Here is a 22,503-nt window from a genome sequence, read left to right as displayed (position 1 = left end):
TCAGAGCAGGGCGAACTGGCCCTCCGGGCCTTCCTCGTGGTGGTCGAGTACGGACGCGGGCCGACGGGCCGTGTCCGGCGGCGGCAGCACGACCCCGACGTCGGTGATCTCGGCGCCCGTCTTCAACTCGGCTCTCCGGTCGGTCAGTTCACCGAACAGGGCGAGGACGGTGATCAGCTCCAGCAGTTCCGAGGTCCACTCCTGCGGCCAGGCGCCGGGCCGGATCGCCTCCAGGGTGCCGGGCTCGGGCTGGGTGGTCCGGCGTGCGAACCAGGCCTCCAGCACCCGGGTACCGCCGACATTTACGTCCCAGGCGGCGGGCGGCACCGGGGAGATGCGTCCCTCGCCGACGCTCAGCACCTCCTCCTCGGCGTCGTACGCGATCGCGTCGGGGCGGGCGGGCACGGCGGCACGGACATAGGGGCGCCGCCCGCCCGGCAGCCGGGGCTTCGCGCCGCCGCGCGCGCCGCGGAGCTGGATGTCGAGCAGGGTCCGCCCCAGGTCCACGCCCGTGAGCCAGACCTCGGGATCGGCGGGCAGCGGGACGAGGCAGCCGGCGGGTGAGGGCTCGGCCGCCGCGGCGATCCAGGCGAGCACGTCCTCGGGGGCGACCGTCCGCCCGTAGTGGCTTTCCAGAAGGGGCAGCAGACCGGGCGCGAGATTGGGCTCGTCGCCGCCCGGACGCCGGTACAGCGGCCGGATGCGGCCGGGCCGTCCCGCGGGGGAGTAGCCGTCGGGAAGCAGCGCGGACATCAGCACGGCCGGGCCCGATGCGTCCCCGGTCCAGCCCTGTTCGACGGCGAAGATCTGCCGGTCGTCGGCGACCCGCCACAGCTCGGGGCGGGCGACGTCGAGGAGACGGTGGTCGGGGATCAGCCACTGTTCGTCGAAGGCGCCGTGCGCGATCCGCACCGGCTCCGGACAGCGGCCGTCCTCACGGATGAACCGGCCCGTCCCCGCGGCCTGCCCGGGCAGCTGGCCCACCGCGGTCCGGGGGGTGCGGGCGCGGGTGCACCCGAACAGCGCGTCCTGCGCGGGCCCCTCCGCCCGCACCACCGCGTCCCAGCGTGCGGTCAGGGACCCGGCGTCCGGCGCGATCACCCAGGAGCGTCCCGGCCGCAGAGGCCGCACGCCCCACGGCATGAGCGCATCGAGCATCGGCATGCGGACATCCTCCCCCTCGCCATGGGCGCGTACCGCCGGAATGTTAGTCATCCACGCGCAGCAGGCCGACGTCAGTCCGCGTCGAGGGTGACCGAGAAGGAGAACCGGTCGCCCCGGTAGTGGATGCGCGCGACGTCCACCACCCGGCCGTCGCCGTCGTACGTCACACCCGTGTAGTGCAGGATCGGACTCAGCAGCGGCACGTCCAGCAGCTCCGCCGTACGCGGGTCCGCCAGCCGGGCCTCCACGGTGTCCGTGATCCGGCTGATCCGCACACCGACCGCGTCCCGCAGCACCTTGGTCATCGGCCAGCGCTCCAGATCCGCGAGATCCAGCGCGGCCGCGATGTCCGGACGGACCGCGTTCTCCGCCCAGTTGGTCGGCTCGCCGCTCTCCCCGTCGCAGCGCAGCCTGCGGTACGTCACGACCTCGGCGATGTCGGGGAAGTACTCGGCCAGTTCGGCGGGCACCGGACCGGGACCGTGCCCGAGGATCGTCGTCCGCTCGCCCGACTGCTGGGCCACGATCGCGTCGATCGAGCCCAGCAGCCGGCGCGGAGCCCCCCGGCGGGCCCCCGGTTCGATGAAGGTGCCGCGCCGGCGGTGCCGGCTGATCAGCCCCTCCGCCTCCAGCTCCTTGAGAGCCTGCCGCATGGTCAGCACGCTCACGCCGTAGTGCGCGGCGAGCTGCTCCTCGGTGGGCAGCCGCAGCGACGCCTCGGGCGCCCGGCCGAGTATCGAGGCGCGCAGCGACTGCGAGACCTGGTACCACAGCGGCAGCTTGCGGTTCAGGACCAGCGAGTCGGGGGCGAAGGAGGTCACGGCATCTCCGTACTACGACCTGAAGTGGCGCTCAAGACCCTGCCACACGTTGTCGTAGCCCTTCTGCAGATGGTCCGCGCCCGCCGCCTGCTCCGTCGCGGTCACCGGCCAGCGCGTCTCGAACATGAACGCCAGCCCGTCGTCGATCTTCTGCGGCTTGAGCTCGGCCGCGCTCGCCCGGTCGAACGTGTCCCGGTCCGGCCCGTGCGCCGACATCATGTTGTGCAGCGAGCCGCCGCCGGGCACGAAGCCCTCCGCCTTCGCGTCGTACGCGCCCTCGATCAGGCCCATGTACTCGCTCATCACGTTGCGGTGGAAGTAGGGCGGCCGGAAGGTGTTCTCGCCGACCAGCCAGCGGGGTGCGAAGACCACGAAGTCGACGCCCGCCAGGCCCGGGGTGTCGGACGGCGAGGTCAGCACGGTGAAGATCGACGGGTCCGGGTGGTCGTAGCTGATGGTGCCGATGACGTTGAACCGGTGCAGGTCGTAGACGTACGGCAGGTGGTTGCCGTGCCAGGCGACCACGTCGAGCGGGGAGTGGTCGTAGGTCGCCGCCCAGAGGTTGCCGCAGAACTTGTTGACCACCTCGACCGGGCGCTCCACGTCCTCGAAGGACGCCACCGGGGCCATGAAGTCACGGGCGTTCGCGAGGCCGTTGGCGCCGATCGGGCCGAGGTCCGGGAGCTGGAAGGGCTGGCCGTAGTTCTCGCACACATAACCGCGGGCGCTGTCGTCGAGCAGTTCCACGCGGAAACGGATGCCGCGCGGGATCAGGGCCACCTCGCCGGGGCGGGCCGCGAGCATGCCGAACTCCGTGACCAGCAGCAGGCCACCGCGCTCGGGGACGATCAGCAGCTCGCCGTCGGCGTCGCTGAACACCCGGTCCGTCATCGACGCGTTGGCGTGGTAGAGGTGCACGGCCATGCCGGTGCGCTGGGTGGTGTCGCCGTTCCCGCCGAGCGTCCACAGACCGGCCAGCCAGTCGGTTCCCGGCGCCGGCTCCGGCAGCGGGTTCCAGCGCAGCCGGTTGGGGTCGGGGACGGTCTCGGTGAACGGCGCGCTGCGCAGTCCGCCGTTGCCGACACGGACGAACGGCGGGTGGGCCGCCGAGGGGCGGATGCGGTAGAGCCACGAGCGGCGGTTGTGGACACGCGGCTCGGTGAACGCCGAACCGCTCAGCTGCTCCGCGTACAGCCCGAGGGGGGCCCGCTGCGGTGAATTGCGCCCGAGCGGAAGTGCGCCCGGCACAGCCTCCGAGCTGTGCTCATTGCCGAACCCGGGGGAGTACCCCAGGGACTCGGCCGTCTTCCGCGCCTGCTCGATGCCGCTCATCGCCCGCTCCCGGTGCTGAAGGAATCCTGGAATCCTATGGACTACCGTAGGATTGCGGAGCGCCCCCGTCAACGGCATCCGGACGGCATGATGGAGCGCGTGTCCCACGCCCCCCTACGACGTGAGCCCGTGCAGCGGCGGAGCGCCGAGCGGCTCGCCCGGATCCTGGACGCCTGCGCCGAACTTCTCGACGAGACCGGATACGAGGAACTGTCGACGCGTGCGGTGGCCGTGCGGGCGGGGGTGCCGATCGGTTCGGTCTACCGGTTCTTCGGCAACAAGCGTGCCCTCGCCGACGCGTTGGCCGAACGCAACCTGGACAGATATACGGACCGCATCGCGGGCCGGCTCACCGGTCTCGCCGGAGGCGACTGGCGGGGACTGCTCGATGTGGTGCTCGGTGAGTACGTGGCGATGAAACGCACGGTCCCCGGCTTCTCGCTGATCGACTTCGGCAACCAGATCCCGGTGGGCTCCCCGGCGGCCGGCGCGAACCATCAGGTGGCCGACCGCCTGGTCGGGCTGCTGGCGGCGCAGGTGGGCCGCGAGCCGGACGAGGCGCTGCGACGCGCGGCGCTGGTCGCGGTGGAGGCCGCGGACGCCCTGCTCCAACTGGCGTTCCGGGTGGACCCGTCGGGCGACGAGGCGATCGTGGGGGAGACGCGGGAGCTGCTGCGGTCGTATCTGGCGCGGGTACTGGACTGAGGCGGCCGGGGGTACGGCTCTCGGTCTTCCGGTGACCTGATCCGGGCCCTGGGCTCCGGCGGGAGGGTCCCCGCACGGACCCCGGGAGTCTCTCGGTGACCGGACCGTGCGCGGAACTGCCGCCCGGCAGCAGGCCCCTGCTCGGTAACCGCCTCCCGGTAACCGGAACCCCGCCCGGCATCAGTGCCCCGGCCGCGGACCCCCGCCCGGTAACCGCCTCCCGGCAGCCGGCCCCCGCCCGGCAAAGGGGCCCCGCAGGGCAGCAGGGCCCGGCCCGCGGGCCCCCGCCCGGCACCCGCCTCCCCTAACCGGACCCCCGCAGGGACTCCCGCCCATGCATACCGGTCGGTATGCTCGGCCTGAGCCGAGCGACACCGACGCCGCCCCGGGGAGGGCCCATGTCCCGCACAGCTGCCGCCCGTACCGCACCGACGGGCGGCGACGGCGCCGAACCGGCCGGAGAGACACGCACCGCCCTGCGGATCTGTCCGCTCTGCGAGGCGACCTGCGGTCTCACCCTCACCATCGAGGGCACCCGTGTCGTCTCCGCGCGCGGCGACCGCGACGACGTCTTCAGCCGCGGCTTCATCTGCCCCAAGGGCGCCTCCTTCGGAGAACTCGACGCCGATCCCGACCGGCTGCGCACCCCGCTCGTCCGCAAGGACGGCGAACTGCGCGACGCCACCTGGGCCGAGGCCTTCGACGCGATCGCCGCCCGGATCAGGCCGCTGATCGAGGAACACGGGGCGAACGCCGTCGGCGTGGTCCTCGGCAACCCGAACGTGCACACCATGGCCGGCGCGCTCTACCCGCCGGTGCTGCTCTCCGTACTGCGCAGCCGCAACCTCTTCACCGCCAGCACCCTGGACCAGATGCCCAAGCACGTCTCCAGCGGACTGCTGTTCGGGGACGCCGTCGCCATCCCCGTCCCCGACCTGGACCGCACCGACCATCTGCTGCTGCTCGGCGCCAACCCGCTGGAGTCCAACGGCAGCCTCTGCACCGCCGCCGACTTCCCCGGCAAGCTCAAGGCGCTGCGCAGGCGCGGCGGCACGCTGACCGTCGTCGACCCCCGCCGTACGCGCACCGCGCAGCTCGCCGACCGTCATGTGCCCATCCGCCCCGGCACCGACGCCCTGCTGCTCGCCGCGCTCACCCACGTCCTCTTCGAGGAGGGCCTGACCGACCTCGGCCGGCTCGAAGGACATGTCGAGCAGCTGCGCGAAGTCGAGGCGGCCGTCGCGGAGTTCACCCCCGAAGCCGTCGCCGGCGCGTGCGACATGGACGCCGGCGAGATCCGCACGATCGCCCGCGAACTGGCGGCAGCCCCCACCGCCGCCGTCTACGGCCGGATCGGCAGCTGCACCGTGGAGTACGGCACCCTCGCCAACTGGCTGGTGGACGTGCTCAATGTGCTCACCGGCAATCTCGACCGCCCCGGCGGCGCGCTCTTCCCCCTCTCGGCCACGGCGCCCGCGCCCCGCCCTGCCGGTCCCGGCAGGGGCTTCGTGCTCGGCCGCTGGACCAGCCGGGTCAGCGAGCAGCCCGAGGCCAAGAGCGAACTGCCCATGGCCGTACTCGCCGAGGAGATCGACACCCCCGGCGAGGGGCGGATCCGCGCGCTGATCTCCATCGCAGCCAATCCCGTGCTCTCCGCGCCCGACGGCGACCGCCTCGACCGCGCCCTGGAGCAGCTCGACTTCATGGTCAGCGTCGACCCCTATCTCAACGAGACCTCCCGGCACGCCGACGTGGTGCTGCCCCCGCCCCCGCCCTCCCAGAGCTCCCACTTCGACTTCGCCTTCAACGCTTTCGCGGTGCACAACCAGGCCCGCTACACCCCGGCCGCCGTGCCTCTGGAGGACGGCCGCATGGACGAGTGCGAGATCCACGCCCGTCTGGTCCTGGCGGTCGGCGGCATGCACGGCGCGCCCCCGGAGGCCGTCGACGACATGGTCATCGAGAAGGCCCTCACCAAGGCCGTCGCCGAGGCGCACTCACCGGTCCACGGCCAGGACGTCAAGGAGCTGACCGCGCAGCTGTCCGGCCGTACGGGACCCGAGCGCCGCCTCGACATGATGCTGCGCACCGGCCCGTACGACCTCACCCTCGACAAGCTCCTGGAGAACCCGCACGGCGTCGACCTCGGCCCCCTCCGGCCCCGCGTCCCCGAGGTGCTCAGGACCCGCAGCGGCCGGATCGAGCTGCTGCCCGGGCCGATCGCCGACGATCTGCCCCGGCTGCGCAGCGCCCTGGACGCGCGGCCCGAGGCCCTCGTGCTGGTCGGCCGCCGCCATCTGCGCTCCAACAACAGCTGGCTGCACAACGTGCCCGCGCTCAACGGCGGCTCCAACCGCTGTACCCTCCAGATCCACCCCGAGGACGCGACCCGGCTCGGGCTCCACGACGGCGAGCAGGTGCGTATCGCGGCGGACGGCGGTCAGGTCGAGGCACCCGTGGAGATCACCGACACGGTGCGCACCGGGGTGGTCAGCCTTCCGCACGGCTGGGGGCACAGCCGCCCGGGCGTGCGGATGTCGGTGGCCGCGTCCCGCCCCGGCGTCAATGTGAACCAGCTGCTCGACGGCTCGCGGCTGGACCCGCTGTCCGGCACCGCGGTGCTCAACGGATTCCCCGTGGTACTCACGGCAACTCGATGACCTGGGGTTTTGCTCGTATTGCTCACGCGTCAACATCTTGTTAACGGCATTTGACGCCACCTAACGTCGTCCGGACCGCCGCACCGGTGGGAGTTCAAGGATGAACGTTAGGTGTCCCCCATGCTGACAATCCTCGGCTTCGCCATGATCGCGACCTTCCTGGTCCTGATCATGATGAAGAAGATGTCGCCGATCGCGGCTCTGGTCCTCATCCCCGCGCTCTTCTGCGTGATCGTCGGGAAGGGCGCGCACCTCGGGGACTACGTCCTCGAGGGCGTCGGCCAGCTCGCGCCCACCGCGGCGATGCTGATGTTCGCGATCGTCTACTTCGGCGTGATGATCGACGTCGGGCTCTTCGACCCGATCGTCCGCGCCATCCTGCGGTTCTGCAAGGCGGACCCCATGCGGATCGTGGTCGGCACGGCCGTGCTGGCCGCGATCGTCTCGCTGGACGGTGACGGCTCCACCACCTTCATGATCACGGTCTCGGCGATGTATCCGCTCTACAAGCGCCTCAAGATGAGCCTGGTCGTGCTGACGGGTGTCGCCGCCACCGCGAACGGCGTGATGAACACCCTTCCCTGGGGCGGCCCCACCGCCCGTGCCGCGTCCGCCCTGAAGCTCGACGCCGCCGACATCTTCGTCCCGATGATCCCGGCGCTCGCCGTCGGACTGCTCTTCGTCTTCGTCCTCGCCTACGTCCTCGGCCGCCGTGAGCGCACGCGACTCGGCTACCTCTCCCTGGACGAGGTGCTGGTGACGGAGAACGAGACGGTGCTGGTCGGCGCGGGTGGCGCTGACGCGACCCGTACTCCGGGCGGCGGGAGCCCCGGCGCCGGCGAAGGGGAGCAGGCCACGGGCAAGGCCGCCCACGACGCGGCGGACGACGGGGACACCGCCGACGAGACCTTCCAGGGCCTCGACCCTCACCGGGAGACGCTGCGCCCCAGGCTCTACTGGTTCAACGCCGGTCTCACCGTGGCCCTTCTCACCGCGATGATCATGGAGCTGCTGCCCATCCCGGTGCTGTTCCTCATCGGCGCGGCCCTCGCGCTGACCGTCAACTTCCCCAAGATGACGGAGCAGAAGGCCAGGATCGCCGCCCACGCCGACAACGTCCTCAACGTGTCCGGGATGGTCTTCGCCGCCGCCGTCTTCACCGGCGTCCTCACCGGCACCGGCATGGTCGAGCACATGGCGGACTGGCTCGTCGGAGCCATCCCCGAGGGCATGGGCCCGCACATGGGCATCGTCACCGGAGTGCTGAGCCTGCCGCTCACCTACTTCATGTCGAACGACGGCTTCTACTTCGGCGTCCTGCCGGTCCTCGCCGAAGCGGGCTCCGCCCATGGAGTCTCCTCGCTGGAGATCGCCCGCGCCTCCCTCGTCGGCCAGCCGCTGCACATGTCGAGCCCGCTCGTCCCCGCCGTCTACGTCCTCGTTGGCATGGCCAAGGTCGAGTTCGGCGACCACACCAAGTTCACGGTCAAGTGGGCGGCGCTCACCTGTCTGGTGGTGCTCGGCGCCGGAATCCTGTTCGGGATCATCTGACGGTGACCGGATCCCGGAGCTGGCTGCTGCGCCTCGTCATCGCCTTCGGCTTCGCGCAGGCGGCGGTGTCGATGGCGCGGCCCGCCGTCTCCTACCGGGCGCTGTCGCTCGGTGCGGACGAGCGCGCGGTCGGTGTGATCGCCGGCGTGTACGCGCTCCTCCCCCTGTTCGCCGCCGTACCGCTGGGGCGCAGGACGGACCACGGGCGGTGTGCACCCCTGCTGCCCGTCGGCGTCGTCCTGATCTCCGGCGGGTGTGCCTTCAGCGGTACGGCGGGCTCGCTCACGGCGATGGCCGCGTGGAGCGGCGTGATGGGCCTCGGCCATCTCTTCTTCGTCATCGGCGCGCAGTCGATCGTCGCCCGCCAGTCCGCACCGGACGAACAGGACCGCAACTTCGGTCACTTCACCATCGGCGCCTCGTTCGGACAACTGGTGGGGCCGGTCGCCGCCGGGTTCCTCGTCTCCGGCGAGGACGGCGCCATGGGCCGTACGAGCGCGCTCGCCCTGGTCGCCTCGGCTGCCGTCGGCGCCGTGTCCCTCACCTCGCTGTGGCGCATCGAGCACCGCACGAGCGGAGCACCGGCCCGCGAACGCCCACGGAAGGTGCCCGTCCGCCGGATACTCGGCGCCCGGGGCGTGCCCGCCGGGATCTTCACCAGTCTCGCCGTGCTTTCCGCCACCGACATCCTCACCGCGTATCTCCCGGTGATCGGCGAGCATCGCGGCATCGCACCCGCGACCGTCGGCCTGCTGCTGAGCCTGCGCGCGGCCGCGACCATCGCCTGCCGGCTGGTGATGACCCCCATGATCCGGCTGCTCGGCCGCACGGCGCTGATGGCCGTGACCTGTCTGCTCGGCGCGCTGCTGTGCGGTGGCATCGCACTGCCGGTCCCCGTCTGGGCGCTCGCGGTGATGCTGGCCGCCCTCGGCTTCTGCCTGGGCGTGGGTCAGCCGCTGTCCATGACGACGGTCGTACAGGCTGCCCCGGCCGGTGCGCGGTCAACCGCGCTCGCCCTTCGGCTGACTGGAAACCGTCTGGGCCAGGTCGCGGCCCCCGCCTCCGCCGGTGTGATCGCCGGGGTCGCGGGACCCGCCGCGCCGTTCACGATGCTGGGCCTTCTGCTGCTGGTCGCGGCGGGGTTGGGGATGCGGAGCCCGACTCCCCCCGGCGGTACGGGCGTTCGGCCGAGCGGAGGAGGGAGTCGCAGCTTCCCCGGCACCGTACAAAAACCCCAGCCTCAACATTCGCCCGAATCATTCCCTGACCGGGAGTAGTCGGTTAGGGTCTGTCGCTCGGATCAGGCTGGGTCAGTGAGCGGGGTCTGGTGCGTGCGATCGCAAGGCGGAGGAAGGAGCCGACGCGGAGCGTCGGCGACTGACGACAACGCGGCGAGCGTGCGTGCCAGGGCACGCGAGCCCGGCAAGATCCGAGCGACAGGCCCTGGTTTCAGGCGTCGCTACCGCTCCTCCTCATCCCTGGGCGGAACTCCATGACGCGCGCCATTTCCCTGCACAGTGTCAGCAAGCGGTACGGACGGGGCGCACGCGCCGTCGACCGTTTCAGCCTGGACATCGAGCCCGGCGAGTTCGTGGTCCTGCTCGGTCCGTCGGGCTGCGGCAAGTCGACCGTGCTCCGCATGATCGCGGGGCTGGAGGAGATCACCGAGGGCGAACTGCTGCTGGACGGCGAGCTGTCCAACCATGTGCCGCCCCGTGACCGGGCGATGGCGATGGTCTTCCAGAACTTCGCCCTCTATCCGAGCATGACCAACCGGGAGAACATCGGCTTCCCGCTGCGGCTGGAGAACCCGCGCCTGGACCGTGCGCCACGGGTCGAGGCCACCGCCCGGATGCTCGGCATCGAGGACGTCCTGGACCGCTATCCGAGTCAGCTCTCCGGCGGTGAACGCCAGCGGGTCGCCATGGGCCGGGCCATCTCGCGCAGACCGTCCGTCTTCTTGATGGACGAGCCGCTGTCCAACCTCGACGCGAAGCTGCGCAATCATCTGCGGGCCGAAATCGCCCAGCTCACCCGGGAGTTGGGGGTCACCACGGTCTATGTCACACACGACCAGGCCGAGGCGATGTCGCTGGGCGACCGGGTCGCCGTGATGCGCGGCGGTGTGCTCCAGCAGGTGAGCACCCCGCGCGAGACCTATGCCATGCCCGCCAATGTCTTCGTCGCGGCGTTCATCGGCACGCCCCGTATCAACCTCCTCCAGGCCGTCGTCTACGCGCCGCTCGACGGACGGATGTCGATCAACCTCGGCAAGCAGCGGCTCCCGCTGCCCGAACCGCTCAGCGTGGACCACCAGTTGCTCCGGATCCAGCAGGGCCGCGACATCATCGTCGGGCTGCGCTCCGAGTCCACCCGTATCGCGCCGCCCAGCCAGGCCCGCCCCGGCGAGGTCGCCCTGACCGGCATCGTCGAGCACATGGAGTACCAGGGTCACGAGGCGCTGGTGCACTTCAACACGGGGTCGCGGCCCGCCGTGGTCGCCGACCTGGAGTCGCCCCGGCCGCGGCCCCCGGTGCGCCGGCGCAGGGGCAGGAGCGGCGGTCCGGGCGTGCTCACCCGGATCAGGGAGCGTGCGGTCGCGCAGGTCGCCGGTCCTGTCGTCGCGCTCGACGACCCGGAGCCGGTGCCGTTCGCGACGGAGCGCCCGGCCACCGCGCCGAGCGACCTCGTCGTACGGACGGGGCCCGACGTACGGCTGCGGACCGGCGCCCAGGTGCCGCTCCTGGTGGACCTCGCGCATCTGTACGTCTTCGACCACCAGGGTCAGCGGATCTGCCCCGCCCCGCCGGACCTGCTCGGCCTGGACGCCTGACGCGGTACACCGGTCCTGCGTGAGTGGCTCGGCCGTGGCCCGATCGGCACGGTCGCCCCTGGCGTCAAAAAACTAACACCGCTAGTTTGGGTCGCACGACTGCCGGCAGGTTCTGGAGGAGTGCGATGAAGGCCCACGACGGGATGTACATCGGCGGCCGGTGGCGGCCCGCCGCCGGACAGGACACCATCCCGGTGGTGAACCCGGCGGACGAGCAGGTCATCGCCCATGTCCCGGCCGGTGGACCCGAGGACGTCGACGCCGCCGTACGGGCCGCCCGTGAGGCGTTCCCCGGCTGGGCCGCGACACCGCCCGCCGAGCGCGCGGCCGCGATCGGCGCCCTGCGTGACGCCCTGGTGGCCCGCCAGGAGGAGATCGCCGAGACTGTGACCGCCGAGCTCGGCTCGCCGCTCGCGCTCTCGCAGGCCGTCCACGCGAGCCTGCCGGTGATGGTCGCCGGCTCGTACGCCGAACTGGCCGCCTCGTACGCCTTCGAGGAGAAGATCGGCACCTCCACCGTCCTGCTGGAGCCCGTGGGTGTGGTCGGTGCGATCACGCCCTGGAACTATCCGCTGCACCAGGTCGTGGCCAAGGTGGCCCCGGCCCTCGCCGCGGGCTGCACCGTGGTCCTCAAGCCCGCCGAGGACACCCCGCTGACCGCCCAGCTCTTCGCCGACGCCGTGCACGAGGCCGGGCTGCCCGCCGGGGTCTTCAACCTGGTGACCGGTCTCGGCCCGGTGGCCGGACAGGCGCTCGCCGCGCACGAGGGCGTCGACCTCGTCTCCTTCACCGGCTCCACCGCGGTCGGCCGGCAGATCGGCGCGACCGCGGGGGCCGCCGTCAAGCGTGTCGCCCTGGAACTCGGCGGCAAGTCCGCGAATGTGATCCTGCCGGGCGCCGACCTCGCGAAGGCCGTCAACGTCGGCATCGCCAACGTCATGTCCAACTCCGGCCAGACGTGCAGCGCCTGGACCCGGATGCTGGTCCACACCGATCAGTACGACGAGGCCGTCACCCTCGCGGCCACCGCGGTCGCCAAGTACGTCCCCGGCGAGCGCGTCGGCCCCCTGGTCAGCGCCAAGCAGCAGCAACGCGTGCGCGGATACATCGAGAAGGGCGTCGCCGAGGGAGCCCGGCTGGTCGCCGGCGGCCCCGACGCCCCGAAGGAGACCGGCTACTACGTCAGCCCCACCGTCTTCGCCGACGTCGCCCCGGAGATGACCATCGCGCAGGAGGAGATCTTCGGCCCGGTCGTCGCGCTGCTCAGGTACGAGGACGAGGACGACGCCCTGCGGATCGCCAACGGCACCGTGTACGGCCTCGGGGGAGCGGTATGGGCCGCGGACGACGCCACGGCCGTCGCCTTCGCCCGCCGGATGGACACCGGCCAGGTGGACATCAACGGCGGGCGCTTCAATCCCCTCGCGCCCTTCGGCGGGTACAAGCAGTCGGGCGTCGGGCGCGAGCTCGGTCCGCACGGTCTGTCGGAGTACCTCCAGACCAAGTCCCTCCAGTTCTGAGACGGAGATTCCCACCGTGGTCCGCGCCGCCGTACTGCCTGCCGTCGGCTCTCCTCTGGAGATCACCGACATCGAACTGCCCGAGCCCGGCCCCGGCCGGGTCAGGGTCCGCCTCACCGCCGCCGGGGTCTGCCACTCCGATCTCTCCCTGTCCGACGGCACCATGCGCGTGCCGGTGCCGGCCGTCCTCGGCCACGAGGGCGCCGGGACGGTCGTCTCGGTCGGCGAGGGTGTCACCCATGTCGCCCCCGGGGACGGAGTCGTCCTCAACTGGGCGCCCTCCTGCGGCACCTGTCACCACTGCGGCATCGGCGAGGTGTGGCTGTGCGCCAACGCTCTCGCCGGAGCGGCGGACATCCACGCCCGCACGGCCGACGGCCGGGAGCTGCACCCCGGTCTCAATGTCGCCGCCTTCGCCGAGGAGACGGTGGTGGCCGCCGGCTGTGTCATCCCCGCCCCGGAGGGCATCCCGCTGACCGAGGCCGCCCTGCTGGGCTGCGCGGTCCTGACGGGCTGGGGCGCCGTGCACCACTCCGCGCGGGTGCGCGAGGGGGAGTCGGTGGCCGTCTTCGGCGCGGGCGGGGTGGGGCTCGCCACGCTCCAGTCGGCCCGGATCGCCGGGGCCTCCACCATCGTCGCCGTGGACGTCTCGCCCGAGAAGGAGCAACTGGCCCGGGACGCCGGTGCGACTGAGTTCGTCCTCGCGTCCGACACCACCGCGAAGGAGATCCGCAGACTCACGGGCGGTCAGGGAGCGGACGTCGCGATCGAGTGCGTCGGCCGGGCCACGACCATCCGTACGGCCTGGGAGTCCACCCGGCGCGGCGGCCGCACCACGGTCGTCGGCATCGGCGGCAAGGACCAGCAGGTGACCTTCAACGCCCTGGAGATCTTCCACTGGGGCCGGACCCTGTCGGGCTGTGTCTACGGCAACAGCGATCCCGCGCGGGACCTGCCGGTCCTGGCCGGGCACGCGCGGGCGGGCCGCCTCGACCTGGCCGGTCTGGTGACGGACCGCATCGGTCTCGAGGACATCGCGTCGGCGTTCGACAACATGCGGACGGGGCGCGGAGGCCGCGCGCTGATTCTGTTCGGTCAGGAGTGAGGATGCCCGTCCTGTCTCTGTGACAGGGCGGGAAAAGCCCAGCTCGGCGGGTCCGTGCCCGCCGGGCGCTCCGGCCTGCCCCGGCTCCCCGCGTGGCCGAAAAACAACTGCTGCGCACCCCGTTGACGCCATACCCACCGGTCGGTACGTTCCCCGCACTCCCCGTCCCCGCACCACGGAGTGAGCACACATGGACACCGCACCCCCTTCCCCCCGGTCCGGAACCGCACCGGCCGACACCCCGGCGGCCCCCAACCGCCGCCGCGTCGCGACCGCGGCCGCCCTCGCCTCGGCCGTCGAGTGGTACGACTACTTCGTCTTCGGCATCGCCGCCGCCCTGGTGCTCGGCGATCTGTACTTCCCCTCCGGCAGCTCGTCGGCGGGCGTGCTCGCCGCGTTCGCCACCTTCGCGGTCGGCTTCCTCGCCCGGCCGGTCGGCGGCATCATCGCCGGCCAGCTCGGCGACAAGCGCGGCCGCAAGCCGATGCTCGTCCTGGCCCTGACGCTGATGGGCACCGCCACCGCGGGCATCGGTCTGCTGCCGACGTACGAGACGATCGGCATCGCCGCGCCCGTGCTCCTCGTGCTGCTGCGGATCGTCCAGGGCATCGCCGTCGGCGCCCAGTGGGGCGGTGCGATGCTGATGGCCACCGAGTACGCCCCCGAGGGCAAGCGCGGGCTCTACGGCAGCCTCGTCCAACTCGGTGTCCCCATCGGCGTGGTGAGCGCCAACACCGTGTTCCTCGTCGCCGGCGCCGTGACCAGCGACTCCACCTTCGCCGCCTGGGGATGGCGCGTCCCCTTCTTCGTGGGCTTCCTCGTCCTCGGCCTCGCCTGGTACATCCACACGCAGGTCGAGGAGACGCCCGAGTTCCGCGAGGCGGAGAAGGCGCTCGCCGAGAAGGAGAAGGGCGAGGCCCGTTCACCGCTGCGCACCATCCTGCGCGAGCACCTCGGCACGGTGTTCCTGGCCGGTGGCTCGTTCGCGGTGAACACCGCGACCTTCTACATCATCATCACCGGTGTCCTCGACTACGCGACCCGCGAACTCGACATGAAGCGCAGCGCCGTGCTGGCGGTCTCCCTCTGCGTGAGCCTCACCCAACTGGTGCTGATCCCCGCGGCGGCCGCGCTGTCCGACCGCATCGGCCGGCTGCGGATCTACGCCGCCGGAGCGGTGGGCCTGCTGGTCTGGGCGGTCCCGATGTTCCTGCTGATCGACACCGGGTCGCTGCTCTGGCTCGGCGTCGGCACCTTCGTCACCAGCTGCTTCCTCAGCATCATGTACGGGCCGCAGGCGGCCCTGTTCGCCGAGCTGTTCACCGCCGAGATGCGCTACACCGGCGCCTCGCTCGGCTACCAGATCGCGGCGGTGTTCGGCGGCGGGCTCGCGCCGTTCATGATGGTGCTGCTGCTGGAGGCGACGGGTACGTCCATGGCGGTGTCCGCCTACATCATCGGACTCGCCGTCATCGCCCTCGTCTCCATCAGGATCCTGGCTTCGAGGGCGGCTGCTCGCCAGTAGGGGCCTTCGTTCCGATCGCGTCCGGGCGGCCGCACACCACTTCTCCGGAGGGGGCGGCCGTCACCACGCGAGCCCGGGAGCGCGAGACCGCGACGCCCGCGAGGCACAGCGCACCGCCCGCCATCGTCAGCCACCCCGGGATCTCGTCCAGCGCCAGCCACGACATCAGTACCACCAGGGCCGGTACCGCGTAGGTCGTCGCGCCCATGCGTCCCGCGGTGGTCCGGGCCAGGGCGTACGCCCAGGTCGTGAACGCCAGGGCCGTCGGGAAGACGCCCAGGTAGACCATGTTCAGCGTCGCCGAGGCCGGCGCGCGGGCTGCCTGGTCGACCAGCTGTCCGATGAACGGCAGACACGCCACCGCACCGACCAGACAGCCGAAGGTGGTCACCTGAAGGGCGCTCGCATGCGCCAGCGCCGGCTTCTGGGCGACGACCCCGCCCGCGTAGCCGACCGCGGCCAGCAGGCACAGCAGGACGCCCAGCGTGGACGCGCTGCCCTCGCCGGACATCGACAGCCCCACCGTCACCGCGCCCGCGAAGGAGACGGCCATCCCCGCGAGCAGCCGCGGCGGCAGCGACTCGCCCAGCAGCCTGGCGCCGAGGAGCGCGATGAGCACCGGCCCGATGTTCACCACCATCGCGGCCGTGCCCGCGTCGACCTCCTGCTCACCCCAGTTGAGCACCACCATGTAGACGCCGAACCAGAGCAGTCCGGAGACGGCGATCCCCGGCCAGGCGGCCCGCGGCGGCAGTCCCTCCCGCCGTACGAGCAGCACACAGCCGAGCGCGAGCGAACCGGCGAGGAGCCGCCCGAGCGCCAGCGCACCGGGGGAGTACGCCTCACCGGCGCTGCGGATCGAAACGAACGCGGAGGCCCACAGCACGACGGTGACACCCGCAGCGGCGAGGGCGGGCCAGTGCGCGCGGTGAGAGGAGGTCGGGGAGGTGTCCTGGGGGCTCATGTTCCGACCGTACGACTCCGACGCTTCGGCGTTCACCGCAATATCTCCGGCTCGATGCCGAGCAGCTCGGAGAACGCACGCTCGCCGTCCGCGGTCACCTTCACCGCGCGCTCCGACCCGATGCGTACGCACCAGCCGGAGTCCAGCGCGTGCCGGCACAGCGCGGACCCGGCGGCGCCCGCGAGATGCGGCTTGCGCTCGGTCCAGTCGAGGCACGACCGTACGAGTGGCCGCTTGCCGCGCGGCCGCAGTGGCAGGCCCAACGCGTCGAACCAGCCGACCCCTTGCGGGGTGAGCGCGAAGCCGGTGTCCTGACGCAGCAGGCCGCGCGCGGTCATGGCCTCGGTGACCGCGATGCCCAGCCGCCCGGCGAGATGGTCGTAGCAGGTACGCCCGCGGGCCATCGCGCTCGCGGCGCCGGCGGCACCGAGCGTCCGCGGCGCCGGCCGGCTGCCCGGATCGGTGTACCCGGCGAGCTCCTCGACCAAGTGCGCCACCCGGTCGTCGGCGAGCCGCACATACCGGTGCCGCCCCTGACGCTCCTCGGCGAGCAGCCCGCCCGCGACGAGTTTGCCGAGATGCTCGCTGGTGGTCGACGGCGCGACGCGCGCGTGGCGGGCGAGTTCTCCCGCGGTCCAGGCGCGCCCGTCGAGCAGGGCGAGGAGGAAGGAGGCACGGGTCTCGTCGGCGAGCAGCGCGGCGAGGGCGGCGAGATCGCGGGAGGAGGTCATGTCCCCAGGATGCGCCGACCACGGTTCGGTGACGGCCGAAGGGTGTCGGCGGCCCGGTCCGGTGTGACGGCCAAGGGCGCCGGGGGCTCGGGCAGCGCCCCCGTGGACCGGCTCGGGCGTCCTCCGCGGACCGGCTGCGCCGCCCGTTCCGGCGTCCGGTCAGGCCCGCACCATGGCCGCGTACTGCACCGCCAGGCCGTCGACGAGCGCCCGCAGCCCCGTCTCGAACGCGCCCTCGTCCACCTTCTGCTGCCGGTCGGCCAGCAGGTGGGCCTGGCCCAGATGCGGGTAGTCGGCCGGGTCGTACGCCGTCTCGTCGTCCACGAAGCCCCGGGCGAACGAGCCGAGGGCGGAGCCGGTGATGAAGTACCGCATCAGCGCCCCGATGTAGGTCGCCTGGGCCGGCGGCCAGCCCGAGCGGACCATGGCGCCGAACACGGCGTCCGCCACCCGCAGACCGGCCGGACGCCGCCCGGGTCCCCGGGCGAGCACCGGGACGATGTTCGGGTGCTCGGTGAGGGCCGCGCGGTAGGAGACGGCCCAGTCGTGCAGCGCCGTGCTCCAGTCGCGGCCGTCGCCCTCGTCGAACATCGACAGATCGACCTGGGCACTGACCGCGTCGGCGACGGCGTCGAGGATCTCGTCCTTGTTGCGGAAGTGGTTGTAGAGGGACGGGCCGCTGACGCCGAGTTCGGCGGCGAGGCGCCGGGTGGAGACCGCCTCCAGGCCCTCGGCGTCCACGAGCGCGCTCGCAGTCTCGACGATGCGTTCTCTGCTGAGGAGGGGCTTGCGCGGTCGGGCCATGCGGCACATAGTAGGGCCTGCCGACAAGAAACTAGCAGTGATAGTTAAAAGTGGGGTGTGGCGCATGGACCTGGAGCTGAGCGAGGAGCAGGCGGCGGTACGGCAGCTGGCCGAGGACTTCGTGGCCCGCGATGTCACCCCCTACGCGGCCGAGTGGGACCGGGCCGAGAGCGTCGACCGGTCGATCGTGAAGAAGCTCGGCTCGCTGGGCTTCCTCGGGCTGACCGTCGACGAGGAGTACGGCGGCTCGGGCGGCGACCACTTCGCGTACTGCCTGGTCACCGAGGAGCTCGGCCGCGGGGACTCCTCGGTGCGTGGCATCGTCTCCGTCTCCCTGGGGCTGGTGGCCAAGACCATCGCGTCCTGGGGTGACGAGGAGCAGAAGCGCCGCTGGCTGCCCGGGCTCACCAGCGGCGACGCGCTCGGCTGCTTCGGGCTCACCGAACCCGGCACCGGCTCCGACGCCGGAAACCTCACCACCCGCGCGGTGCGCGACGGCGACGACTGGGTCATCACCGGCTCCAAGATGTTCATCACCAACGGCACCTGGGCCGATGTGGTGCTTCTCTTCGCCCGGACGAACGACACCCCCGGGCATCGCGGCGTCTCCGCCTTCCTGGTGCCGACGGACAGCCCCGGCCTGGCCCGGCACACCGTCCACGGCAAGCTGGGACTCCGCGGACAGGCCACCGCCGAGCTCGTCCTCGACGCTGTCCGGGTGCCGGAGGACGCGCTGCTCGGCCCCGAGGGCAAGGGCTTCTCGATCGCCATGTCCGCCCTCGCCAAGGGCCGGATGTCGGTCGCGGCCGGTTGTGTCGGCATCGGCCAGGCCGCTCTGGACGCGGCCGTCGGCTACGCGGGCGAGCGGGAGCAGTTCGGCAAGTCGATCGCCTCGTACCAGCTGGTCCAGGAGCTGATCAGCGACATCTCCGTCGACGTGGCGGCGGCCAGGATGCTGACCTGGCGCGTCGCCGACCTCGTCGACCGGGGCCGGGACTTCGCCACCGCCGCGTCCCAGGCCAAGCTCTTCGCCTCCGAGGCGGCCGTCCGCGCGGCCAACAACGCCTTGCAGGTGTACGGCGGTTACGGCTACATCGACGAGTACCCCGTCGGAAAGCTGGTCCGCGACGCCCGGGTGATGACGCTCTACGAGGGCACCAGCCAGATCCAGAAGCTGATCATCGGCCGGGCGCTGACCGGAGTCTCCGCGTTCTGAACCGTCCCGGGCCGGTGCTGCGTTGAGTACGCGGCTGAGTAGCAGCGCCCATGTGGGCCCGGTCGCCGGCCGCGATGCTGTGGCCCATGAGTGAGACACAGGTCAAGCAGCAGAACACCGGCGCGTACTACGGGCAGGCCGTCGCCTCCTTCGCCATCGCGCTCGGCGCCGTCGCGATCGGCATCTGGACCATGGACGCCGACCGCTGGGTGCGCGCGTTCCTCGCCATCGCCGTCCTCTATCTGACGACCTCCGCCTTCACCCTGGCCAAGGTCGTCAGGGACCGCCAGGAGGCAGGGCAGATCGTCAGCCGTGTGGACCAGGCACGGCTGGAGAAACTGCTCGCCGAGCACGACCCGTTCCAGAAGCTGTGAGGCGCTGGAGACGGCGAAGACCGGGGGCTGTCGGTTGGATCGGGCCCGGCAAGATCCAACCGACAGACCCTAAGCGCTTGCTCACCCTCGGGGTATGGTGTTCCCGCTGCTGAGCGGAAGGGGCGAGTGAATGAGTACGGCGGAGGACATGACCGGCGAGGACATGCCGTGGGGCGAGGTCGCGCCCGAAGCGGCGAGGAAGCTGCTGGTCGCCGCCGTCGAGGCCTTCGCCGAGCGTGGCTATCACGCGACGACGACGCGCGACATCGCCGGCCGTGCGGGTATGAGTCCCGCCGCGCTCTACATCCACTACAAGACCAAGGAAGAGCTCCTTCACCGGATCAGCCGAATCGGCCACGACCGGGCGCTGGAGGTGCTGTCCGCGGCGTCCGCGCGCGGCACCACTCCCGGTGAGCGGCTCGCCGACGCCGTGAGCTCCTTCGTGCGCTGGCACGCCGGCCGCCACAACACCGCCCGGGTGGTGCAGTACGAGCTCGACGCACTCTCCGAGGAACACCGCACCGAGATCGTGGAACTGCGCCGCCGCAGCGACGCGGTCGTGCGCGAGATCCTGAACGACGGTGTGGCGGCGGGGGAGTTCGACGTCCCGGACGTGCCGGGCACCACGCTGGCGGTCCTCTCCCTGTGCATCGACGTCGCGCGGTGGTTCAACACCGGCGGGACCAGGACGCCCGAGGAGGTCGGCTCGCTCTACGCCGACCTCGTCCTGCGGATGGTCTCCGCGCGTACGTAGCCCCGCCTGCCCTGTGGCGCCCGGAGGCCCCGCGGCGCCGGAGCGCCACGGGGCATCGAACCGCGCGGCGCGGCGGGATGCTGTGACCTTGAAGAATCCGAAGAATCCGAAGAATCAGAAGAAGTAGCGGGACACCGACTCGGCCACGCACACCGGCTTGTCGCCGCCCTCGCGCTCGACCGTCACCAGGGCCGTCACCTGGACACCGCCGCCCGCCTCCTCGACGCTCTGCAGCACCGCCGTCGCGCGCAGACGCGAGCCCACCGGCACGGGAGCGGGGAAGCGTACCTTGTTGGTCCCGTAGTTGATGCCCATCTTCATGCCCTCGACGCGCAGCACCTGCGGCACGAGGGCCGGCAGCAGCGACAGGGTGAGGTAGCCGTGCGCGATCGTCGTGCCGAAGGGGCCGCCGGCCGCGCGCTCGGGGTCCACATGGATCCACTGGTGGTCACCGGTCGCGTCGGCGAAGAGATCGATCCGCTTCTGGTCGACCTCCAGCCAGTCGCTGTGCCCCAGCTGCTCGCCGACGCCGGCGCGCAGCTCGTCGGGGGAGGTGAAGATCCTCGGCTCGGCCATGTCCCTGGTCCCTGCCTCTCACGCACGGAAACGATTGTCTAAGCGCTTGCTCAGCATGGTCGGGCGGGCGCGCTCCTGTCAACGATCGACGAGTAGCCTTCGGGGAGTGCCACAGATTCCCGAGAAGATTCATGAGCTCACGGTCGGCCAGTTGTCCGCGCGCAGCGGCGCTGCCGTGTCCGCCCTGCACTTCTACGAGTCCAAGGGCCTCATCAGCAGCCGCAGGACCACCGGCAACCAGCGTCGCTACAGCAGGGACGCACTGCGCAGAGTCGCGTTCGTGCGGGCGGCGCAGCGCGTCGGCATCCCGCTCGCCACGATCAGGGACGCTCTCGCCGAACTGCCCGAGGAGCGCACGCCCGACCGCGAGGACTGGGCGCGGCTCTCCCGGGCCTGGCGCAGTGAACTGGACGAACGGATCCAGCAGTTGGGGCGGCTGCGCGACCACCTCACCGACTGCATCGGCTGTGGGTGTCTCTCGCTGGAGAACTGCGTCCTGTCCAACCCGGACGACATCTTCGGTGAGCGACTGACGGGCTCCCGGCTGCTCCCCGAGCGCAGCCGTGCGAAGGACAACGGCTGACCCGGCCGCGTTCCTGACCTGCCCGTGCCCCTGGCCCGGCGCCGTTCCCGGCCGGACACGGATGAGGGCGGGCCCGCACCCCCGTGTCGGGCCCGCCCTCGCTCCGCCACCCCCCCCAAGAGCGGCCGGTACCTGCTACTCGTACTCCGTGCCGCCCTTGCGGGTCAGATACGCCGGGCTCACCGCCTTGGCGATCGCCCGGCCGCCCACCACGGGGCTGTAGCGCTCGGTCACCGGACGGATGACCACGCCCTCCCGCAGGTGCAGTTCGCGGCCGGAGACCGTTTCCCGGCCGCTCGCCAGCCCCAGGACCGTCTCGACGTCGTACGGACCCTCGTACAGCCGTGGCACCAGGGGCAGTTCACCGTCGAGCACGACGGCCGGGTCCAGCCAGCGGACCTGGCCGTCGATCTCCGCCGACAGGTCGAAGACCGCGTAACCGAGCGCCTGCGAACGGCCGTCGGCGCCGTAGGCGAGATCCTGCACCCCCGCGCCGTACACCTCGCCGAAGATGCCGACGCGGGTCGCGCCCAGCTTCTCGGCGATGCGGGCGGCGACCGTGGGTACGTCGTGGCCGAGCACCGCGCGCCAGTACAGATTGCGCGGATCCTCCTTCAGCGCGAGGCCCTTGGACCCGAAGCCCTTGGAGGAGACCTGGACCCTGCCGTCCGCGGCCGTGCAGGTGGCCAGGCAGGCCGTGCCGTGCAGCTTCTCGGTCAGGACGACCGGCTCGCCGGGCTCGAAGATCTCCGGATACCGCTGGATGTTCTCGATGTCGACCCAGGGCAGCAGTTCGGGAGCCCGTTCGACCTCGCCGTTCATGGTCGGTGGGATCGGCGGCGACCACTTGGTGATCGAGAGCCGCTCGGCGAAATCGGTCTCCTCCGCCACCGCCCGGCGCAGATCGACGTCGGCGAGCGCACTCGGCACGCACACGATGCCCTGCGACAGCTCACCGCGCAGACGCACCGCCTTAACGCGGTCGGACGCCTTTCCGGCGAGCCTGCCGGTCAGACCCAGCTCCTCGATCAGGGGCGCCGGGAGCACGGCCTGTTCCGGGATGTAGACGGCGATGTCACCACTGCGGTACGCGCCCTTGGCGACGACGGCGCGGTACAGGCCCACCTGGGCCAGTTCGAGGGCGTCGGCGTTGGGGTGCTCATGGATCGTCAGCAGTTCGGCGGTGACGCGCAGCGTCGACATGTCAGGCTCCTCGGTCGTGTCTCATCGCCTCCACTCTCCGGGGAGCAATTGCGGTGGGGCCAGTGATTTTGTGTCTGCTACG

General features: G+C 71.6%; 20 protein-coding genes. 12 read left to right on the top strand and 8 right to left on the bottom strand.

The genetic code is table 11. The features are described from left to right. The 3 genes from OHA05_RS07060 to hmgA all read right to left on the bottom strand — a co-directional run bounded on the left by OHA05_RS07060 (window position 1) and on the right by hmgA (window position 3,317). Window positions 1–1,164, bottom strand: coding sequence for a type ISP restriction/modification enzyme (locus tag OHA05_RS07060; protein WP_328860083.1), 1,164 nt, complete (start codon window positions 1,162–1,164; stop codon window positions 1–3). Window positions 1,165–1,235: 71 nt separating this feature from the next. Next, window positions 1,236–1,985 (bottom strand): GntR family transcriptional regulator, encoded by a 750-nt coding sequence (locus tag OHA05_RS07055; RefSeq protein WP_313947249.1) that lies wholly within the window; start codon window positions 1,983–1,985, stop codon window positions 1,236–1,238. Window positions 1,986–1,997: 12 nt separating this feature from the next. Then, window positions 1,998–3,317 (bottom strand): homogentisate 1,2-dioxygenase, encoded by a 1,320-nt coding sequence (gene hmgA / locus OHA05_RS07050; RefSeq protein ID WP_313947250.1) that lies wholly within the window; start codon window positions 3,315–3,317, stop codon window positions 1,998–2,000. A gap of 90 nt (window positions 3,318–3,407) precedes the next feature. Between hmgA and OHA05_RS07045 the strand changes: the two genes are divergently transcribed. The 8 genes from OHA05_RS07045 to OHA05_RS07010 all read left to right on the top strand — a co-directional run bounded on the left by OHA05_RS07045 (window position 3,408) and on the right by OHA05_RS07010 (window position 15,216). After that, window positions 3,408–4,022 carry a TetR/AcrR family transcriptional regulator gene (locus tag OHA05_RS07045; RefSeq protein WP_328863344.1) on the top strand — a complete coding sequence of 205 codons (615 nt, stop codon included), beginning with the start codon at window positions 3,408–3,410 and terminating at the stop codon, window positions 4,020–4,022. Between the two features lie 398 nt (window positions 4,023–4,420). Next, window positions 4,421–6,682 carry a molybdopterin oxidoreductase family protein gene (locus tag OHA05_RS07040; RefSeq protein WP_328860082.1) on the top strand — a complete coding sequence of 754 codons (2,262 nt, stop codon included), beginning with the start codon at window positions 4,421–4,423 and terminating at the stop codon, window positions 6,680–6,682. Window positions 6,683–6,802: 120 nt separating this feature from the next. Further along, a complete protein-coding gene (locus tag OHA05_RS07035; RefSeq protein WP_328860081.1) occupies window positions 6,803–8,233 on the top strand; it encodes a CitMHS family transporter in 1,431 nt (476 codons plus the stop codon). Between the two features lie 71 nt (window positions 8,234–8,304). Further along, complete coding sequence (locus OHA05_RS07030; RefSeq protein ID WP_313949072.1) at window positions 8,305–9,510, top strand: MFS transporter; 1,206 nt, start codon at window positions 8,305–8,307, stop codon at window positions 9,508–9,510. Window positions 9,511–9,725: 215 nt separating this feature from the next. Then, window positions 9,726–11,066, top strand: coding sequence for an ABC transporter ATP-binding protein (locus tag OHA05_RS07025; protein ID WP_327685042.1), 1,341 nt, complete (start codon window positions 9,726–9,728; stop codon window positions 11,064–11,066). A 125-nt stretch (window positions 11,067–11,191) separates the two neighbouring features. Beyond that, window positions 11,192–12,586, top strand: a complete 1,395-nt coding sequence (locus OHA05_RS07020; protein ID WP_313947253.1) for an aldehyde dehydrogenase family protein — start codon at window positions 11,192–11,194, stop codon at window positions 12,584–12,586. A 16-nt stretch (window positions 12,587–12,602) separates the two neighbouring features. Next, entirely contained in the window at window positions 12,603–13,691 is a 1,089-nt protein-coding gene (locus OHA05_RS07015; RefSeq protein WP_313947254.1) for a Zn-dependent alcohol dehydrogenase, read from the top strand. Window positions 13,692–13,881: 190 nt separating this feature from the next. After that, window positions 13,882–15,216, top strand: coding sequence for an MFS transporter (locus OHA05_RS07010; RefSeq protein WP_328860080.1), 1,335 nt, complete (start codon window positions 13,882–13,884; stop codon window positions 15,214–15,216). Here OHA05_RS07010 and OHA05_RS07005 read toward each other — a convergent pair. From OHA05_RS07005 to OHA05_RS06995, 3 genes are all read right to left on the bottom strand, one after another. After that, entirely contained in the window at window positions 15,179–16,180 is a 1,002-nt protein-coding gene (locus tag OHA05_RS07005) for a DMT family transporter (RefSeq protein WP_328860079.1), read from the bottom strand. The two genes, OHA05_RS07010 and OHA05_RS07005, sit on opposite strands and share 38 nt — an antisense overlap. A gap of 32 nt (window positions 16,181–16,212) precedes the next feature. Beyond that, window positions 16,213–16,911: an ArsR/SmtB family transcription factor gene (locus OHA05_RS07000; protein WP_313947257.1), complete on the bottom strand. Its 699-nt coding sequence runs from the start codon at window positions 16,909–16,911 to the stop codon at window positions 16,213–16,215. Window positions 16,912–17,070: 159 nt separating this feature from the next. Beyond that, a complete protein-coding gene (locus OHA05_RS06995; protein ID WP_313947258.1) occupies window positions 17,071–17,715 on the bottom strand; it encodes a TetR/AcrR family transcriptional regulator in 645 nt (214 codons plus the stop codon). 64 nt (window positions 17,716–17,779) lie between these two features. On the opposite strand from OHA05_RS06995, the gene OHA05_RS06990 reads away from it, so the two are divergent. The 3 genes from OHA05_RS06990 to OHA05_RS06980 all read left to right on the top strand — a co-directional run bounded on the left by OHA05_RS06990 (window position 17,780) and on the right by OHA05_RS06980 (window position 20,059). Next, window positions 17,780–18,931, top strand: coding sequence for an acyl-CoA dehydrogenase family protein (locus tag OHA05_RS06990; RefSeq protein WP_328860078.1), 1,152 nt, complete (start codon window positions 17,780–17,782; stop codon window positions 18,929–18,931). A gap of 86 nt (window positions 18,932–19,017) precedes the next feature. Continuing rightward, window positions 19,018–19,305, top strand: a complete 288-nt coding sequence (locus OHA05_RS06985) for a YiaA/YiaB family inner membrane protein (RefSeq protein WP_313947260.1) — start codon at window positions 19,018–19,020, stop codon at window positions 19,303–19,305. Between the two features lie 130 nt (window positions 19,306–19,435). Continuing rightward, window positions 19,436–20,059 (top strand): TetR/AcrR family transcriptional regulator, encoded by a 624-nt coding sequence (locus OHA05_RS06980; RefSeq protein ID WP_313947261.1) that lies wholly within the window; start codon window positions 19,436–19,438, stop codon window positions 20,057–20,059. A 114-nt stretch (window positions 20,060–20,173) separates the two neighbouring features. On the opposite strand, the gene OHA05_RS06975 is transcribed toward OHA05_RS06980, so the two are convergent. Beyond that, window positions 20,174–20,635, bottom strand: coding sequence for a MaoC family dehydratase (locus tag OHA05_RS06975; protein ID WP_313947262.1), 462 nt, complete (start codon window positions 20,633–20,635; stop codon window positions 20,174–20,176). A gap of 106 nt (window positions 20,636–20,741) precedes the next feature. Here OHA05_RS06975 and soxR point away from each other — a divergent pair, with 106 nt between their 5' ends. After that, window positions 20,742–21,218: a redox-sensitive transcriptional activator SoxR gene (soxR, locus tag OHA05_RS06970; protein WP_313947263.1), complete on the top strand. Its 477-nt coding sequence runs from the start codon at window positions 20,742–20,744 to the stop codon at window positions 21,216–21,218. 135 nt (window positions 21,219–21,353) lie between these two features. Here soxR and OHA05_RS06965 read toward each other — a convergent pair whose 3' ends face one another. Beyond that, window positions 21,354–22,421, bottom strand: coding sequence for an RNA ligase (ATP) (locus OHA05_RS06965; RefSeq protein WP_328860077.1), 1,068 nt, complete (start codon window positions 22,419–22,421; stop codon window positions 21,354–21,356). Window positions 22,422–22,503 lie beyond the last annotated feature (82 nt).

Origin of the sequence: Streptomyces sp. NBC_00306 (assembly GCF_036169555.1) — a bacterium.
In the GTDB taxonomy this organism is placed as follows: Bacteria; Actinomycetota; Actinomycetes; order Streptomycetales; family Streptomycetaceae; genus Streptomyces; species Streptomyces achmelvichensis.
The sequence above is the reverse complement of the archived record's forward strand: the minus strand, read 5'-3'. Positions and strand labels throughout refer to the sequence as shown.